Origin of the sequence: Nitrosomonas sp. Is35 (assembly GCF_033063295.1) — a bacterium.
Taxonomy (GTDB): Bacteria; Pseudomonadota; Gammaproteobacteria; order Burkholderiales; family Nitrosomonadaceae; genus Nitrosomonas.
On record NZ_JAWJZH010000001.1, the window covers coordinates 667,002 to 683,918 of the forward strand.

12 protein-coding genes are annotated in these 16,917 nt (G+C 50.9%); 7 read left to right on the forward strand and 5 right to left on the reverse strand.

Features of this window, described 5'->3' with window-relative positions; translation table 11 throughout:
- Positions 1-18: 18 nt before the first annotated feature.
- The 5 genes from R2083_RS03090 to gatC all read right to left on the reverse strand — a co-directional run bounded on the left by R2083_RS03090 (position 19) and on the right by gatC (position 6,179).
- Positions 19-1,149, reverse strand: coding sequence for a restriction endonuclease subunit S (locus R2083_RS03090; RefSeq protein WP_317537471.1), 1,131 nt, complete (start codon positions 1,147-1,149; stop codon positions 19-21).
- A complete protein-coding gene (locus R2083_RS03095) occupies positions 1,146-2,771 on the reverse strand; it encodes a class I SAM-dependent DNA methyltransferase (protein WP_317537472.1) in 1,626 nt (541 codons plus the stop codon). The genes R2083_RS03090 and R2083_RS03095 overlap by 4 nt, the downstream gene beginning before the upstream one ends.
- A gap of 85 nt (positions 2,772-2,856) precedes the next feature.
- Positions 2,857-4,296, reverse strand: coding sequence for an Asp-tRNA(Asn)/Glu-tRNA(Gln) amidotransferase subunit GatB (gatB, locus tag R2083_RS03100; protein WP_317537473.1), 1,440 nt, complete (start codon positions 4,294-4,296; stop codon positions 2,857-2,859).
- A 46-nt stretch (positions 4,297-4,342) separates the two neighbouring features.
- Positions 4,343-5,791 (reverse strand): Asp-tRNA(Asn)/Glu-tRNA(Gln) amidotransferase subunit GatA, encoded by a 1,449-nt coding sequence (gene gatA, locus R2083_RS03105; RefSeq protein ID WP_317537474.1) that lies wholly within the window; start codon positions 5,789-5,791, stop codon positions 4,343-4,345.
- A gap of 100 nt (positions 5,792-5,891) precedes the next feature.
- Positions 5,892-6,179: an Asp-tRNA(Asn)/Glu-tRNA(Gln) amidotransferase subunit GatC gene (gene gatC, locus R2083_RS03110; protein ID WP_090317486.1), complete on the reverse strand. Its 288-nt coding sequence runs from the start codon at positions 6,177-6,179 to the stop codon at positions 5,892-5,894.
- A gap of 129 nt (positions 6,180-6,308) precedes the next feature.
- On the opposite strand from gatC, the gene R2083_RS03115 reads away from it, so the two are divergent.
- The 7 genes from R2083_RS03115 to R2083_RS03145 all read left to right on the forward strand — a co-directional run bounded on the left by R2083_RS03115 (position 6,309) and on the right by R2083_RS03145 (position 16,891).
- Positions 6,309-7,367 (forward strand): rod shape-determining protein, encoded by a 1,059-nt coding sequence (locus R2083_RS03115; RefSeq protein WP_090317483.1) that lies wholly within the window; start codon positions 6,309-6,311, stop codon positions 7,365-7,367.
- 77 nt (positions 7,368-7,444) lie between these two features.
- Positions 7,445-8,335: a rod shape-determining protein MreC gene (gene mreC / locus R2083_RS03120; RefSeq protein ID WP_317530034.1), complete on the forward strand. Its 891-nt coding sequence runs from the start codon at positions 7,445-7,447 to the stop codon at positions 8,333-8,335.
- 46 nt (positions 8,336-8,381) lie between these two features.
- Positions 8,382-8,867, forward strand: a complete 486-nt coding sequence (gene mreD, locus R2083_RS03125) for a rod shape-determining protein MreD (protein WP_317530035.1) — start codon at positions 8,382-8,384, stop codon at positions 8,865-8,867.
- A complete protein-coding gene (gene mrdA / locus R2083_RS03130) occupies positions 8,864-10,792 on the forward strand; it encodes a penicillin-binding protein 2 (protein WP_317537475.1) in 1,929 nt (642 codons plus the stop codon). Before mreD ends, mrdA begins: the two co-directional genes overlap by 4 nt.
- A gap of 62 nt (positions 10,793-10,854) precedes the next feature.
- Positions 10,855-11,955, forward strand: a complete 1,101-nt coding sequence (gene rodA, locus R2083_RS03135) for a rod shape-determining protein RodA (RefSeq protein WP_317530037.1) — start codon at positions 10,855-10,857, stop codon at positions 11,953-11,955.
- A complete protein-coding gene (locus R2083_RS03140) occupies positions 11,952-12,923 on the forward strand; it encodes a septal ring lytic transglycosylase RlpA family protein (RefSeq protein ID WP_411172433.1) in 972 nt (323 codons plus the stop codon). Before rodA ends, R2083_RS03140 begins: the two co-directional genes overlap by 4 nt.
- A gap of 641 nt (positions 12,924-13,564) precedes the next feature.
- Positions 13,565-16,891: a PAS domain S-box protein gene (locus tag R2083_RS03145; protein WP_317537477.1), complete on the forward strand. Its 3,327-nt coding sequence runs from the start codon at positions 13,565-13,567 to the stop codon at positions 16,889-16,891.
- The last annotated feature ends 26 nt before the right edge of the window (positions 16,892-16,917 follow it).

The window sequence follows — 16,917 nt, forward strand, 5'->3', positions numbered from 1 at the left end:
GCAAATGATTATTTGCCCCTACGGATAATCGACCCGCACCTCGCCGCTCATCAGTTTGGGGAGCAGGGTGTCGCGGAGGGTTTCTAGGGTGCGGATTTGTGTTGAATTGGAATTAATTTTTTTAAGTGCAGATTCGCACCATTCAATTGAATTACTCAGGATTGATTTCGAAGGGATATTTATTTTTAGATCCTTTAACTGATCAAAAGTTATTTGCGGAAAAGTACCTGAACGTGATTCAGCCAATAGCTGCAACCAATCTACAGTTTGAGAATTTGTTAAGAAGAAATAAACAAAAGCTTGACTCAAAAATCCTTTTGATCGCAGCACCATTAATTTTGTAGATACAACATAATCTTCTGCATCAAAATGTATATATGCCCATCTTCCATTTGCTGGTCTTATCTCGCTGAATAAAATGTCATTCCGTTGTATTGATTTTTTTGCTTGACCAGGTAACGAGTTAACATTGACTTGAGAGTTATTTAAAACATCCCCTTTGTAAATATCAGAAGTATTGAGAAAAATAATCGTATCTGTCTGGAGTCTATGTGTTATCGAGACACTTTCAATTAACTCTCCTAGAGTCAATTGATTTTCTGATTGAATCTCCGCTTCCTCCACAAACCACTGCCTGAAAAGCGTTTCAGCCATGGCTTCGAGGGTTTTGTTCTGGCGGTGCAGCAGGTCTATTTTGTCGTCAAGGCTGCTGAGGACGGAGGCGATGGCTTTTTGTTCTTCAATAGGAGGTAATAGAATATCTAAATCATATACTTCATCCCTATTAGTTGATGGTATAGCTGAGCCGCTATCCATTGAGTTTATATCAATGCATTTAAACCAATAATACAAATAGACTACATCCAAATCTTCGAGTTTGTTTTTTGTGTAAAAAGCAGTGTCTATAACAAAAAAAGGAAACTTTGCTAAGTGAACACCTCTGTAAGCGCCTTTTCTTCCGATTATTAGCGATGGTCCATCATGAAGGTATAATTCTGTAACACCAATTTTTCCATTTGTACCAAAAACATCAAAATAACCATTTCCATTTCGATAGTTCTGAAGTGCCTTGCCATATTCCAGTGTCAAAATATCCCCGATTTTTAAATCGCGCCATTTTGGTGAATCTATACTTTGAATCTCACTCACACCTTCACCCTCGCCAAACTCTCAACAATTGCCCGGTTCAGCGCTTCTTCTTCCTGCAACTGCGCCTCAAATTCCGCTTTCAACGCTGCAAAACGCTCGGGGAAATTAAAATCGTCTTCTTCGTCCGGCAGCTCGACGTATCGTCCCGGTGTCAGGACGTAATCCAGTTCGGCGACGCGCGAAATCGGCACCGATGCACAGAAGCCTTTGATGTCTTCATACGGCTGGATTCCCGCCTGCGCGGGAATGACGGCGGCATTGCGCCAGGCGTGGTAGGTGCTGGCGATTTGTTGGATGTCGTCATGCGACAATTCGCGCGTGCGGCGGTTGATCAAATGGCCGAGGTTGCGGGCGTCGATGAACAGAATTTCGTGGGGGCGGGGGTGTTGTTGGGGCAAATGATTATTTGCCCGTACATCATTTGCCCCAACGTTATTTGCCCCTACGGTTGCGGCAATGCGATTCCGATTCAAAAACCACAATGCCGCCGGAATTTGCGTATTCAGAAACAATTTGGCGGGCAGGTTGACGATGCAGTCGATCAGGTTGCCATCGGTAATGAGGCGCTTGCGGATGTCGCCTTCGCCGGAGGTTTTGGAGGTGAGGGCGCCTTTCGCCAGCACCACCCCGGCAATGCCGGTGGGCGATAGGTGATAGACGAAATGCTGTAGCCAGGCGAAGTTGGCATTGCCGGGCGGCGGCGTGCCATATTGCCAGCGCGCGTCGCCGCGCAGTTGTTCGCCGCTCCAGTCGCTGACGTTGAACGGCGGGTTGGCGATGATGAAATCGGCTTTCAGGTCTTTGTGCGCATCGTTCAGAAACGAACCTTCGTTGTTCCATTTCACTTGCGAGCTGTCGATGCCGCGGATGGCGAGGTTCATTTTCGCCAGCCGCCAGGTGGTTTGGTTGCTTTCCTGCCCGTAGATGGAGATATCGTTGATGCGGCCTTGGTGTTCTTCGACAAACTTTTCCGATTGCACGAACATGCCGCCGGAACCGCAACACGGATCGAATACGCGCCCTTTGTACGGTTCGAGCATATTCACCAGCAGTTCGACGATGCTGCGCGGGGTGTAGAACTGGCCGCCTTGCTTGCCTTCCGCCAAGGCGAATTCGCCGAGGAAATATTCGAACACGTGGCCGAGTACGTCTTGGCTGCGCGCTTTGGCATCGCCGAGCGCAATATTGCCGATCAGGTCGATCAATTCACCCAGTGAGGTGGGATCGAGGTTTTGCCGCGCGTAGACTTTGGGCAGCACGCCCTTGAGCGATGGATTTTCCTTTTCAATCGCGTCCATGGCGGTATCGACATGAGTGCCGATAGCGGGTTGCTTGGCGTGCGCCACCAGATGCGGCCAGCGCGCTTCGGCGGGAACGAAGAAGACATTTTCCGCCTGGTATTCATCCTTGTCTTCCGGGTCGGCTCCGGCGAGATCACCTTCACCTTTTTCTAGCCGGTCATGCAGTTCCTCGAACGCATCGGAAATGTATTTCAGGAACATCAATCCGAGCACGACATGCTTGTATTCGGCCGCGTCGATGTTCTTACGTAACTTGTCGGCGGCTTTCCACAGTTGCTTTTCCAGCGGTTCTTGTTTGATCTCTTTCGTGGCTTTCTTCATACCGGCTTCATTTCCTCGATGGCAGAAAGCGCTTTACGGCCTCATTCTGTTGATCCGGTGCAAGGGCAGTCCATCAGGCGGTTGTTTAGCCGTCCAGCTTTTTCTTCAATATGGCGTTTACTTGCGCGGGATTGGCTTTGCCTTGGGTGGCTTTCATGATCTGGCCGACCAGCGAGTTGAAGGCTTTTTCCTTACCGGCGCGGTAATCGGCGACTTGCTGTGCATTGGCGGCAAGTACTTGATCGACAATTTTTTCGATGGCGCTGTCGTCGGAAATTTGCTTGAGTCCTTTGGCGTCGATGATGGCGTCGGCATTCTTGTCCAGTTCGCCGTTCCACATACTTTCGAATACCGTCTTGGCGGCTTTGCCGGAGATTGTGCCGTCGCCGATGCGTTTCAGCAGCGCGGCGAGCTGCGCCGGGTTGATCGGGCAGGCGGCGATGTCGATGCCTTCCTTGTTCAGCTGCGCGCTGATCTCACCCATAATCCAGTTGGCGCACAGTTTGGCTTGTGCGGGCAATTCCCGGACGGCGGCTTCAAAGTAATCCGCCATTTCGCGCGAGCCGGTCAGCACGGCCGCATCATAGGCGGACAATGCGAATTCCGCTACATAACGGTCCCGCCGCGCTTGCGGCAATTCCGGCAAAGCGGATTTGACCTGCTCGATCCAGCTTGCGGAGATCTCCACGGGTAACAAATCCGGATCGGGGAAGTAACGGTAATCGTTGGCGTCTTCCTTGCTGCGCATGGTGCGGGTTTCGTCTTTGTTAGCGTCGTACAGCCGGGTTTCCTGGCGGATCGAACCGCCGTCTTCGAGAATTTCTATTTGCCGCCGGGCTTCGTAATCGATGGCTTTTTCCAGAAAGCGGAACGAGTTCAGATTCTTGATTTCGCAGCGCGTGCCGAGTTTTTCCGTGCCGCGCGGGCGCACCGAGACATTCGCATCGCAGCGGAACGAGCCTTCCTGCATGTTGCCGTCGCAAATGCCGATCCAGCGCACCAGCGCGTGCAGCGTTTTGGCGTACGCCACCGCTTCCGCGCTGCTGCGCATGTCCGGCTCGGAAACGATTTCCAGCAACGGCGTCCCGGCGCGGTTCAGATCGATGCCGCTCATGCCGTGGAAATCTTCGTGCAATGATTTACCGGCGTCTTCTTCCAAGTGCGCGCGCGTCAGGCGGACGGTTTTTTCAGTGCCGTCGACTTGAATCGCAATCGTGCCGCCTTGCACCACCGGCAATTCGTACTGGCTGATTTGATAGCCTTTCGGTAAATCGGGATAAAAATAATTCTTGCGCGCGAAAATCGATGGCGAATTGATTTTCGCGCCGACCGACAAGCCGAACTTGATCGCCCGTTCCACCGCGCCTTTGTTCAACACCGGTAGCACACCGGGCAGCGCCAGGTCGATCACGCACGCTTGCGTGTTGGGCGGTGCGCCATAGGCGGTGGAAGCGCCCGAGAAGATTTTGGAGTGCGTTGAAAGTTGCGCATGTACTTCAAGACCGATGACAATTTCCCACTGCATAATGAATTTTCCAGCTAAATATGTATTTCACAAATGAAGGTTAATTTTAAACGGGTGACCGGCTATGCCAATCCGTGACCAATTGGTATTGGTGCGCAACGTTGAGCATCTGCGCTTCCTTAAAATAATTGCCAATGATGTGCAAGCCGATGGGGCGGTTTTTGTCGCCGAAACCGATCGGAATCGACATAGCCGGCATGCCGGTCAGGTTGGCCGCGCTGGTGTAGATATCGGACAAGTACATCTGGATCGGGTCGCCGCTTTTTTCACCCAGATTGAAGGCGACCGTCGGTGTCGTCGGACCCATGATGATGTCGCATTGTTGATAGGCTTCGGCAAAATCCTGCGCGATCAGGCGGCGCAGCTTTTGCGCTTTGATGTAATAGGCATCGTAGTAACCGTGCGATAACACGTACGTGCCGATCAAAATGCGCCGTTTCACTTCGGGACCGAATCCTTGCGCGCGCGATTTGCGGTACATATCGGCCAGATCGCTGTACGACTCGGCGCGATGGCCATAGCGCACGCCGTCAAAGCGGGATAAATTGCTCGATGCTTCGGCGGGCGCCAGCACATAATAAACCGGGATTGCCAGCGGCGCGTTCGGCAAGGAAATCTCGACTGTTTGCGCACCCAGTTTGCGGTATTCATCCAACGCTTTGTCGATTGCGCTGGCAACGTCGCTGCTCATGCCCTCGGCGAAATATTCCTTCGGCAGACCGATACGCAAGCCCGCTAACGGTTTTTGCAGATCGCGCGCATAGTCTTCGGCTTCGCGTTGCAGACTGGTGGAGTCACGCGGATCGAAGCCGGTCATGACATTCAGCAGCAGCGCCAGGTCTTCCGCCGATTTGGCCATCGGGCCGCCTTGATCCAGGCTGGAAGCAAAAGCGATCATGCCGTAGCGCGACACCAGTCCGTAGGTTGGTTTGATTCCTGAAATGCCGCACAGCGCCGCGGGCTGGCGGATCGAGCCGCCGGTATCGGTGCCGGTCGCTGCCGGGGCCAATCTGGCGGCCACCGCGCAGGCTGCGCCACCCGAGCTGCCTCCCGGTACCGCAGCATGATCCCAGGGATTTTTCACCGGGCCATAATAGGACGTTTCATTGCTCGACCCCATGGCGAATTCGTCCATGTTGGTCTTACCGATGTTGACCGCACCGGCTTGATTGAAGCGTTCGATGACACCGGCGTCGTACGGTGAAACGAAATTCGACAGCATTTTTGAACCGCACGTTGTTAGCCAGCCTTTGGCGCAGAAAATGTCTTTTTGCGCAATCGGGATACCGGTTAACGGACCGGCTTGTCCGGCCGCGATCATTTGGTCGGCTGCGCGCGCTTGCGCCAGGCTTAGGTCTTCGTTGACAGTGATAAAGGCATTGTATTCCGGGTTAAGCTGCTTGATGCGTTGCAGGAATTCGCTGGTCAGTTCAGTGCTGGAAATTTTCTTTCCGGCAAGCTGAATCGAGAGCTGTTTAAGGCTGGCGTTAAACATGGATTTACTGATGAGAGAAAAATAAAATGTTGCGTATAATTGCGCTGTTCTTTAAGTCTTGTGCTTTCTTTGGCTTGCCTTGCTACGATAGTCTGTTCTGCTATTCAATAACTTGCGGCACCAGATACAGACCGGCTTCGACTTGCGGTGCTATTGATTGATATAATTCGCGTTGGTCGGTTTCAGTAACTTCATCTTCACGTAAACGCTGCACGACGCTTTGCGCATGAGACATGGGTTCCACTGTCGATGTATCGACCGCTTGCATGGATTCAATCAAATTGAAAATACCGGATAACTGAGTCAAAGTTTCTTTGGCCTCATTGTCGTCAATTTCGATATACGCAAGATCAGCAATGCGTTTTACGTCGCTAACAGATAAAGTCATTTTAATCGGTAACCTTATATTCAAATAACTATTAGAGTATCATGCCCCGTTTTAACCGGCGTATTATTTTTTGATGGTTTTATTTATTATTCGCTCTCATCATAATTATTAATAACGGATTCTGCCACTATGTTTAATTTCTTGAACAACAATATCCTTGGAAGCTATTTCTCGACAGACATGGCGATTGATTTGGGCACGGCGAATACGCTGATTTATGTCCACGGCCAAGGTATCGTGCTGGATGAACCCTCTGTAGTCGCAATCCGTGAAGAAAGCGGGGCCAACGGCAAAAAAATGATCCAGCAAGTGGGTCTCGCCGCCAAGCAAATGCTGGGCCGCACACCGGGTAACATTACCGCGATCCGTCCGATGAAGGATGGTGTGATTGCCGATTTTACCGTGACCGAGCAGATGCTCAAGATGTTTATCCGCAGAGTGAATCCGCCGCGCCTGCTTTCCGCCAATCCGCGCATTGTCATTTGCGTCCCGTACGGCTCCACGCAAGTGGAACGCCGTGCGATTCGCGAAGCAGCTTATGGCGCAGGCGCACGTAAGGTGGAGTTGATCGAGGAGCCGATGGCGGCGGCGCTGGGTGCGGATATGCCGGTTGAGTCGCCCACCGGTTCGATGGTGGTCGACATCGGCGGCGGTACCACCGAAGTGGGCGTGATTTCACTGGGTGGTATCGTGTATTCCAATTCGGTGCGGGTGGGCGGGGATAAATTTGACGAAGCGATCATTAATTATATCCGCCGTAACTACGGCATGCTGATCGGCGAGGTCACCGCGGAAATCATTAAAAAGGAAATCGGTTCGGCTTTTCCCGGTTCGGAAGTGCGCGAAATTGAAGTGAAAGGCCGCAATCTGGCGGAAGGCATACCGCGCAGTTTCACCATTTCCAGTAACGAAATTCTGGAAGCGCTGGCGGAACCGTTGAACAGCATCGTCAGCGCGGTTAAATCGGCACTGGAGCATACGCCGCCGGAATTGGGTTCGGATATCGCCGACAAAGGCATGGTGATGACCGGTGGTGGCGCGTTGTTGCGCGATATTGACCGGTTATTGATGGAAGAAACCGGCTTGTCCGTTATTGTCGCCGATGATCCATTGACCTGCGTGGTGCGCGGCGCCGGTATCGCGCTGGAGAACATGGATCGGTCCATCGGCATTTTTGCCCGCGATTAAATCTATTAGTTGGTTAATTATTTTTATCTCTTTCCTTATTGGTTGAAAAATAAATCGATAGTTGAATACGGGACGTAATGGAAACAGTTCCTCAGTTTTTCAGACATGGCCCCGGCCCGTTCACGCGGCTGTTTGTATTCACCTTATTGTCCTGTTTACTCATCGCTGAAGATACGCGTCTCAAGTATTTCCCGCAATTCCGCCAGACCATCGGGGTGATCATCTTTCCATTGCAGAAAATTGCATATATTCCCGCCAGCATTTACGACCAAATCGGCGAATTCATCGCCAGTTTCTATTTGCTGGAAGAAAACGAGAAGCTCAGACGGCTCTATCTGGACAATCGTGAACAGCTGCTGAAATTGGATGCCCTGGAAGCCGAGAATGCGCAACTGCGCAAACTGCTGGGCGCGGTGCAGCAAATTGAAACGGCCACTAAAACCAAAGCGGTTCTGGCAGAAATTCTGTACACGCCGCGCGACCCGTTCAGTCATAAGATTACTTTGAATAAAGGCAGTCGGCATCATATCCAGCTGGGTCAAGCGGTGATTGACGATCAAGGCATCGTCGGGCAAATCACGCAGCTGTATCCCTGGTCGTCGGAAGTTACGCTGCTGACCGATAAGGATCATTCGGTGCCGGTGCAAGTGGTGCGCAACAGTTTACGTTCGGTGGTGTCCGGCACCGGTAGAAACGATGAATTGGAATTGCGCTATTTATCCGTTAACACCGATATTCAGCGTGGTGATCTGCTGGTGACCTCCGGAATCGGCGGGGTTTATCCTCCCGGTATTCCTGTTGCGGCGGTGTTAAGAATCGAACGCGATCCGACCGGTGATTTCGCGCAGATTATCAGTACCCCCGTTGCCGGTGTGGACCGGAACCGGCAAGTTTTGATTCTGGCGCTGGTGCAACCCGAATCCAACGAATCTCAAGAGACGCCTGCAATTGAACCCGGGAAAAATTAAAGCGGGCCATGTCAACAAGGACCAGTACATCAGACAGGATGTGTTCGTGCCTGCCAGTAATTGGTTTGTCGCCGCCAGTTTGATTGTTGCGTTGATTCTGAATTTCTTGCCGCTAGAGGGCGAATTCCTGTTGTTACGCCCGGACTTTTTAGCGCTTACGATCGCGTATTGGAATATTAATTATCCGCACAAAATGGGTATGAGCGTTGCTTTCGGCTTGGGGTTGATGATGGATGTCGGTAACGCTGGCATACTGGGGCAGCACGCCTTGGCTTATTGTATCGTGGTCTATCTCACTTTGGTTTTTGGCCGCCGGTTGCGGCTGTTCACGCCGGTAAAACAAGCGCCGCAGATTGGTTTGGTGTTGTTGATGATGCAGTGGATCATTGTATTGGTTGCACTATCGACGGATTCTTTATTACCGGATTGGCAATATTACCTGGCTACGGTGGCGGGAGCGTTACTGTGGGTGCCGGTTTCTTATCTGTTTACGCTGCTGCTGCGGCAAAAACCAGATCCTGATGCTTTATGAAACAACATGTTGAACTGAGAAATCATCCGGCCGAATTACATAAATTCCGTCTTCGCCTCAGCATCAGCGCGGGTTTTGTATTGATCCTGTTGTTGATTCTGTATGCGCGTTTCTATTACTTGCAGGTTATCCAGCAGGAACACTATCAGACGCTGGCGGAAGCGAACCGGATTTCCATTTCGCCGCTGGTGCCCAATCGCGGGCTGATTTATGACCGCAGCGGCAGGATACTGGCGCAGAATTATTCCGCCTACACGCTGGAAGTCGTGCCCAGTCAGATCAAGGATCTTGAAGCGACATTGAATGAATTGGCGGACATTATCGAGATCACGCCGACCGATCGCCAGCGTTTCAAAAAATTGCTGAAGGAAAGTAAGCGCTTTAAAAGCCTGCCGGTTCGAAGCCGCTTGACCGATGAGGAAATCGCCACTTTTGCGGTGAATCGTTACCGTTTCCCGGGGGTTGAAATTAAGGCGCGCGTGCTGCGGCAATACCCGGAAAAGGAGATTGTGTCGCATATTGTCGGCTATATCAGCCGCATCAACGATCAGGATCTCGATCAGCTGGAACGCGACGGCGAGCTGCATAATTATCGCGGTTCCCAGCACATCGGCAAAATCGGTATCGAACAGAGTTATGAAAAACAATTACACGGCATCACCGGTTTTGAGGAAGTCGAGACCGATGCGGCTGGCCGCTCCATTCGCGTATTGTCACGCACGCCGCCGCTTTCCGGCAGTAATCTGATTTTATCGCTGGATCTCGGGTTGCAGGAAGCCGCGGAAAAAGCATTCGGCGACCGCCGTGGCGCGCTGGTTGCGTTGGATCCAAATAACGGTGAAGTGCTTGCGTTTGTCAGCAAGCCGGGCTACGACAACAATCTTTTTATCGGCGGTATCGATCAGGAAAACTGGAATCTGCTCAACAAGTCGATTGACAGACCGCTCAACAACCGGGCGCTGCGCGGTGTGTATCCGCCCGGTTCGACATTCAAGCCATTCATGGCGCTGGCGGCGCTCGAACTGGGAAAACGCACGCCGGAATACAGCATGAGCGATCCCGGTTTCTTTTCCCTGCCGGGCGTCGATCGCCGTTACCGCGACTGGAAACCGGGCGGGCATGGCCGGGTTGATTTGCATAAATCGCTGGTTGTTTCATGTGATACCTATTACTACAGTCTCGCCAACGATCTTGGCATCGACAATATCCATAGCTTTATCGGTCAATTCGGTCTGGGCAAAAGAACCGGGATTGATATCGAAGGCGAAGTGGCCGGATTGCTGCCTTCGTCCGCCTGGAAGATGAGCCAATATAAACAGAAGTGGTACGCTGGCGATACCATCTCCGTATCCATCGGGCAGGGCTATAATCTGGCTACGCCGCTCCAGCTGGCGTTCGCCACCATGGTCATTGCGAATAACGGCAAAGCGTATGCGCCACGACTGGTGAAACAGATTCAGAACAGCCAGACCGGGGAAGTGGAGGATATCCCGGCGAAGCTGCTGTACAGCCTGAATCTCAAGCCGAAGAATCTGGAGGTGGTCAAGAACGCGTTGGTGGATGTGACCCGTCCCGGCGGCACTGCGGCAAAAGCCGGTGCCAATGCGGCGTATACGTTCGCCGGTAAAACCGGCACTTCGCAAGTGATCGCCATCAAACAAGGGGAGCGCTACAATGAAAAAGCGATCAACGAGCGGCATCGCGATCATGCGATGTTTATCGCCTATGCACCGGCCGAGAATCCCAAAATTGCCCTGGCGGTGCTGGTGGAAAATACCGGAACCGGCGGTTCGACTGCGGCACCGATAGCGCGGCAAGTGTTCGATTACTTCTTATTGGGAAAACCGTCCGAAGCGGCGATTGCGCAATTGGCCGAACCAGCCGCGGATCATGATCATAATCATCACTATCATGATCATTTATAGGTAATACAAACCGGCAGGCGATTACGGATGAAGCATCCGCCAATATACTGAAACTCTCCAGCATGGACGACATTAAAAAAATCTGGCACTTTCTGACACGCTATATCGATAGTTTTTTGCTGATCGGGCTGCTGACATTGATGGCTGTCGGATTGATCGTGCTCTACAGCGCTACCGGAGCGAATATGGCCAGAGTCAGCAATCAAGTGATCAATATGCTGATTGCGCTAGTGATCATGTGGCTGGTTGCGAATATTCCGTTGCAGCAGATTATGCGGCTGGCTTTGCCCATGTATATCCTCGGGCTGGTTTTACTGGTCGGCGTGGCTTTGTTCGGTGAAATCAACAATGGCGCGAGACGCTGGTTGAACATCGGCGTGACACGCATTCAGCCGTCCGAATTGATGAAAATCGCTATACCGCTGATGATGGCCTGGTATTTCGACAAGCATGAGATCACGTTGCGTCTGAAAGACTATATCGGCGCGACGGTGCTGCTATTATTGCCGGTTTTGCTGATTCTGCGGCAGCCTGATCTCGGCACCGCCATTCTGATTGCCTCGAGCGGTTTTTACGTGCTGTTTCTGGCGGGGTTGTCGTGGCGCATCATTATCGGATTAATGGTGGCGGTGGCGGGCAGTTTGCCGGTATTCTGGACGGTCATGCATGATTATCAGCGGCGGCGCATTATCACGCTGCTTGATCCTTCACAGGATCCGCTCGGTGCGGGGTATCACACCATACAATCTTCCATCGCCATCGGTTCCGGCGGGATTGTGGGCAAAGGGTGGCAGAACGGCACGCAGACGCAATTGGATTTTCTGCCGGAACAGAGCACTGATTTTATCTTTGCGGTTTTTTCCGAAGAGTTCGGATTGATGGGGAATACGGTATTGCTGCTGCTGTATTTATTGGTGATCGGCCGGTGCCTGGTGATTACCGCCAATGCCTCGACACAGTTTACGCGCTTGATTGCCGGTTCAATTACACTGACTTTCTGTACTTATATCTTCGTTAACATGGGCATGGTTAGTGGTATCCTTCCGATCGTCGGTGTTCCGCTGCCATTGATCAGCTATGGCGGCACGTCGATGGTGACAATGTTGCTTGGTTTTGGTATTTTGATGAGTATTCAGACGCATCCTAAACTTGTAAAGACATGACAAACCTGTATTCAAGATTTCACAAGGCGCATCACTATTTGTCCGCAAGAACCGCGCCGGGCGCTGGAATGGCCTCGGTGATGGTGTTAGCGTTATTGACCGCTTGCAGCACTACACCGCAATATCCCGGCACTATCGCATCGAAGCAAAAAAACAAATGGGTTGCGTCTCTACCGGATACCGGCAAGGGCCCCGGTTCAGCCGCCAGAAAAAGCGGAGGATATTATCTGGACGATGGTCCGGAGGATAATCCCCCGGCTGACTTGCATCTGGTTCCGGATGCGGTGCCCAAGGCCGAACCGTTGCGGCAGGCCAATATGCAGCCTTATGTTGCCTTGGGAAAGAATTTCAAACCGATGACGGAATTGAAGTCGTATAAAAAACGCGGAATCGCTTCCTGGTATGGCCGCCGTTACCATGGCAATAATACCGCCTCGGGTGAAGTCTACGATATGTATGCCATGACCGCGGCGCATCCTACCTTGCCTTTGCCCAGTTATGCCCGGGTGACCAATCTGGATAATGGCAAATCCGTGATCGTGCGTTTGAATGATCGCGGACCGTTTTTGTCCGACCGCTTGATCGATTTATCGTATACCGCAGCCTATAAATTGGGCATTCTGGCGGGTGGCAGCGGCCGTGTTGAAGTCGAAAGCATCGTGCCGGAAGGTTCGGCCGCATTGGCCAGCGCCAAACCGTCGGCATCGCTGTCCGCAGCCGATAGCGATGCGGTGATGAATATGTTTTACTTGCAATTGGGTGCATTCGGCTCATCCGATAACGCGCATAATTTTCTCACGCAAGTCCGGCAGAAGCTTCCATCGCTCAAGGACGCCGTCAGTATTACAAAAAATAACGGCTTGTATAAAATTCACGCCGGTCCTTATCCCGACCAAACGGTTGCGAAACTGGCAGCCAACACCATCAGCCAGCAACTGGCGATAACACCCGTACTGGTGACCGACTAAGCCGGGGCAAAAAAAATCCCTATTGCAAGCAATAGGGATTAAAGGGCCTCGTCATAAAATCATTCATCGCACAAGCTACGGTCGAATGTAAAAACATCTTCCTCAGTAAAAGTATCACGACAATTTTTACATTCCGGCTTCGATATTTCTATCGATATTGCGATAACTGATTTTAAGTTTAATACCTACTGAGTACCTTTGAAGATGAAAACAGAGAGGAAATATACCCTTATATTCAAATTATGCTTGTGACATTTGTCACATACGGGTGTAACCTCGATGTAAAGATTCATTAACCGATTAATTTAAAAGTATTTACATGTTGAAATTGGTAGATTGGATGATTTACCGTTAAATACGTTCAACGCGGTGTATTTTCAGCGCTGGCCAGCTTTTGCAGCATTTATGCCGTGCCGCTGAGTATGGTAGCGCTGCTTTGATGCCGGTCACCGGTTTTTGCGGAGAGTGATAATAGCCGTTAATTCCACCCATTTCTATAGGATGAATTCCCTATTTTTTAACAACTGCATATACGCTATAATTCGCAGGCATTTGTATTTTAGAGAGAAATTTTATCTCTCGATATCCGAAGATTGAGCAACAGCACGACTCCGAATTTTTTCTTATTGTAAGTTCATTGCATGAATAGTGATGGTTTTGTTCCGAAGGATCCTTTAGATTGTGATACAGCAATTCCCGCTTCGATTGTTCTGAGTGAAAAACAGTTGAGAGAATTGTTCGATGATACGAAAGATTTAATTCAGAGTGTTGCACCGGATGGCCGTCTTCTTTTTGTCAATCGCGCCTGGCGCGAAGCGCTCGGTTATACAGCCGGCGAAGTGGCAACATTGACTATCTTCAATATCGTTCATCCCAGCCACCATGTGCAGTGTCAGGAATTCATTCAGCGGATCATGGCGGGAGAAAATACCGGATTGATTGAGATCCCTTTTCAGACTAAGGATGGGCAAACCATCATGGTCGAAGGCAATGTCAGCTTGTACGTTGCAGATGGTCAGCCGGTTGCGACGCGCGGCATTTTCCGGAATATTACCGGACGCAAGGCGGCCGAAGCGGAAAGCCTGGCGCTGAAGCAAAATCTCGAACACACTGTAATTCAGCGGACTGTCGAGCTGCAAGCCAGTGAAAAGCGTTTCCGTAATTTGGTCACCAGCATACCGGGCGCAGTGTATGAATTTTGTGTCGATGCCGCCGGATGCCGTTCACTTCCCTTCATGAGTGAAGGCATTGCCGATTTGATTGGGCGCACTGCGGCTGAATGCATGGCGGATGTTGAAATTTTGTTTCAAATGATACCCGGCCATGCGGTACCGGCTTTGGAAAAATCCATCCGGGATTCCATGGAAAAGCTGATCCCCTGGTTTTATGAGTTTCCCGTGCAAACTTCGTTCGGAGAGAAATGGTTGCGTGGTCATTCGATACCGCAGCGCGAGGCGGATGGCAATACGCGCTGGCAGGGTGTCTTTGTCGATATTACCCGGCAAAAACAGATGGAAATCGCGCTGCGCAATAATGAGCAGCTTTTCCGCAGTTTGACCGAAGCCTCGTCAGTCGGCATCTTTCGCACCGATGCGGCGGGTAAATGTTTATATGTGAATGAACGCTGGTGCCATATGACCGGTCTGGATGCCAGTGCAGCGGCAGGTCATGGATGGATTGCAGCCATTCATCCGGAGGACCGGGAAAGAGTCATCGCGGAATGGAATGAAGCAGTGCAGTGGCAACAGCCGTTTATGTGCGAATATCGTTCTCAAACTAAAGAACAAACAACGGCCTGGATTCTGGGGCAAGCACAGGCGGAACGCGATCAGAATGGCGATGTGCGGGGGTTCGTCGGCACAATTACCGATATTTCCGACCTGAAAATGAAGGAAGCCGAACTGGCGGAATCGCGCAATCTGCTGAAAACGATCGTCGATACGGTTCCGGTACGGATTTTCTGGAAGGATAAGCAGTCGTGTTACCTCGGTTGCAATCCTATTTTTGCGCGAGATGCCGGGATGGCATCACCGCAGGAGATTATCGGTAAAGTTGATTACGATCTGAGCTGGACAAAGGAACAAGCCGACCACTACCGTAATGACGACAAGCGGGTGATCAGTTCGGGAACATCCATGCTGTATTACGAAGAACCCTTGAATAATGCCGCCGGTGAAAAGCTTTGGATAGAGACTTCCAAAGTGCCGCTGCTCAGTACCCAGGAGGAAATCATCGGCGTGCTCGGAATTTATCAGGATATTTCCAAGCAAAAGCAGGCGAGTGACTCGATGCGCCTAGCGGCCGCGATTTATCAGTCGAGCAATGAGGCCATTATGGTCATGGATGAGAACAACCGGATTATTCAGGTTAATCCCGCCTTTACCCGCATGACCGGCTACGAGATGGCGGATGTGCTGGGTAAAGATCCGGCCATGTTCCGCTCAAACCGGCACGATGAAGCCTTTTATCAGGAAATGAAGCGCAAGCTTCTGGATGAGAGCCATTGGCAGGGGGAAATCTGGGATCTGCGCAAGGATGGCTCGATTTATGCCAAATGGCTCAATATCAGTGTGATCCGTCATCCATCCGGGCATGTTCATTATTACGTTTCGCAGTTTTCCGATATCACTGAGAAAAAGAAAAAAGACGAAATCATTCTGTTTCAAGCTAATTACGATCCATTAACCGGATTGCCCAACCGTAATTTGTTTAAGGAACTGCTGGATCAGGAAATCAAGAAGTCGCAGCGCGGCAAATCACCGTTGTCGTTATTACTGATGGACTTGGATCATTTCAAGGATATCAACGATACGCTGGGGCATGACAAAGGGGATGAACTGCTGAGAGAAGTGGCTTCGCGCATTAAATCCTGTGCCAGTAAAACCGATATCGTTGCCCGTTTGGGCGGGGATGAATTTGCGATTATTCTGTCGAAGTGCGGCGACAATAAGGCGGCGGAAACGATCGCGCAGCAGATTACACAGAAACTGAACAAACCTTTTAAACTCCGGCATAACCGGGCTGATCATTACATTTCCACCAGTATCGGTATCGTTTTTTATCCGCAAGACGGCGCCGACCGGAAAAGCCTGATGAAGCATGCGGACCAGGCGATGTACGCAGCGAAACTGGAAGGGCGTAACCGTTTTTGCTACTTCACCCCTTCCATGCAACAAGCGGCACATGAAAAAATGCTGTTGATGCAAGATTTGCGGCAGGCCATCGTCAAGAACGAACTGCGTGTTTATTATCAGCCGATCCTGGAGTTGTCCAGCGAACGCATCGTCAAGGCCGAAGCGCTGCTGCGCTGGAATCATTCGAAACGAGGCATGATCAGTCCGGCTATCTTCATCCCGCTGGCGGAGGAAAGTGGTCTCATCCTGGAAATCGGCGAAATGGTATTCCGGGAATCGATCGATCTAATCGATCAATGGCGGAAAAGGCTGGGTTATATCATACAAATCAGTGTGAATATTTCGCCGGTTCAGTTCAAACACATGAACGATTACCGCTGGCTCGACAGTCTGATCCAGCTGGGACTGCCCGGCGACTGCATCAACGTGGAAATTACCGAAGGCTTGTTGTTAAAGGATTCCGCCGTGGTGCAGCAGAATTTGCTGGAACTTCGCAATAATGGTATTGAAGTCTCCATCGATGATTTCGGCACCGGGTTTTCCTCGTTATCTTATCTGAAAAAATTCGATATCGATTTTCTTAAAATCGACTACTCCTTTGTGCATCAGTTAATGGGCAATGCAACCGACCGTGCGCTGGTGGAGGCTATCATCGTCATGGCGCATAAACTGGATATCAAAACCATCGCGGAAGGAGTTGAAACCGAAGCGCAGCAGGATCTGCTGACGCATTTCGGCTGCGATTATGTGCAGGGCTTTCTTTATTCGGTCCCGGTTCCCCAGCAAGAATTTGAACAATTATTGATCGACCAGGAAAACCGCAAAAAAGCGTAAGTTGACCAGCAATTCTGACGGTCTGC

Coding starts and splice junctions, on each gene's coding strand:
- R2083_RS03115 (WP_090317483.1), top strand. CDS start 6,309: ATGTTTAATTTCTTGAACAACAATATCCTTGGAAGCTATTTCTCGACA.
- R2083_RS03140 (WP_411172433.1), top strand. CDS start 11,952: ATGACAAACCTGTATTCAAGATTTCACAAGGCGCATCACTATTTGTCC.
- rodA (WP_317530037.1), top strand. CDS start 10,855: ATGGACGACATTAAAAAAATCTGGCACTTTCTGACACGCTATATCGAT.
- gatB (WP_317537473.1), bottom strand. CDS start 4,296: ATGCAGTGGGAAATTGTCATCGGTCTTGAAGTACATGCGCAACTTTCA.
- R2083_RS03145 (WP_317537477.1), top strand. CDS start 13,565: ATGAATAGTGATGGTTTTGTTCCGAAGGATCCTTTAGATTGTGATACA.
- R2083_RS03095 (WP_317537472.1), bottom strand. CDS start 2,771: ATGAAGAAAGCCACGAAAGAGATCAAACAAGAACCGCTGGAAAAGCAA.
- mrdA (WP_317537475.1), top strand. CDS start 8,864: ATGAAACAACATGTTGAACTGAGAAATCATCCGGCCGAATTACATAAA.
- gatA (WP_317537474.1), bottom strand. CDS start 5,791: ATGTTTAACGCCAGCCTTAAACAGCTCTCGATTCAGCTTGCCGGAAAG.
- mreC (WP_317530034.1), top strand. CDS start 7,445: ATGGAAACAGTTCCTCAGTTTTTCAGACATGGCCCCGGCCCGTTCACG.
- gatC (WP_090317486.1), bottom strand. CDS start 6,179: ATGACTTTATCTGTTAGCGACGTAAAACGCATTGCTGATCTTGCGTAT.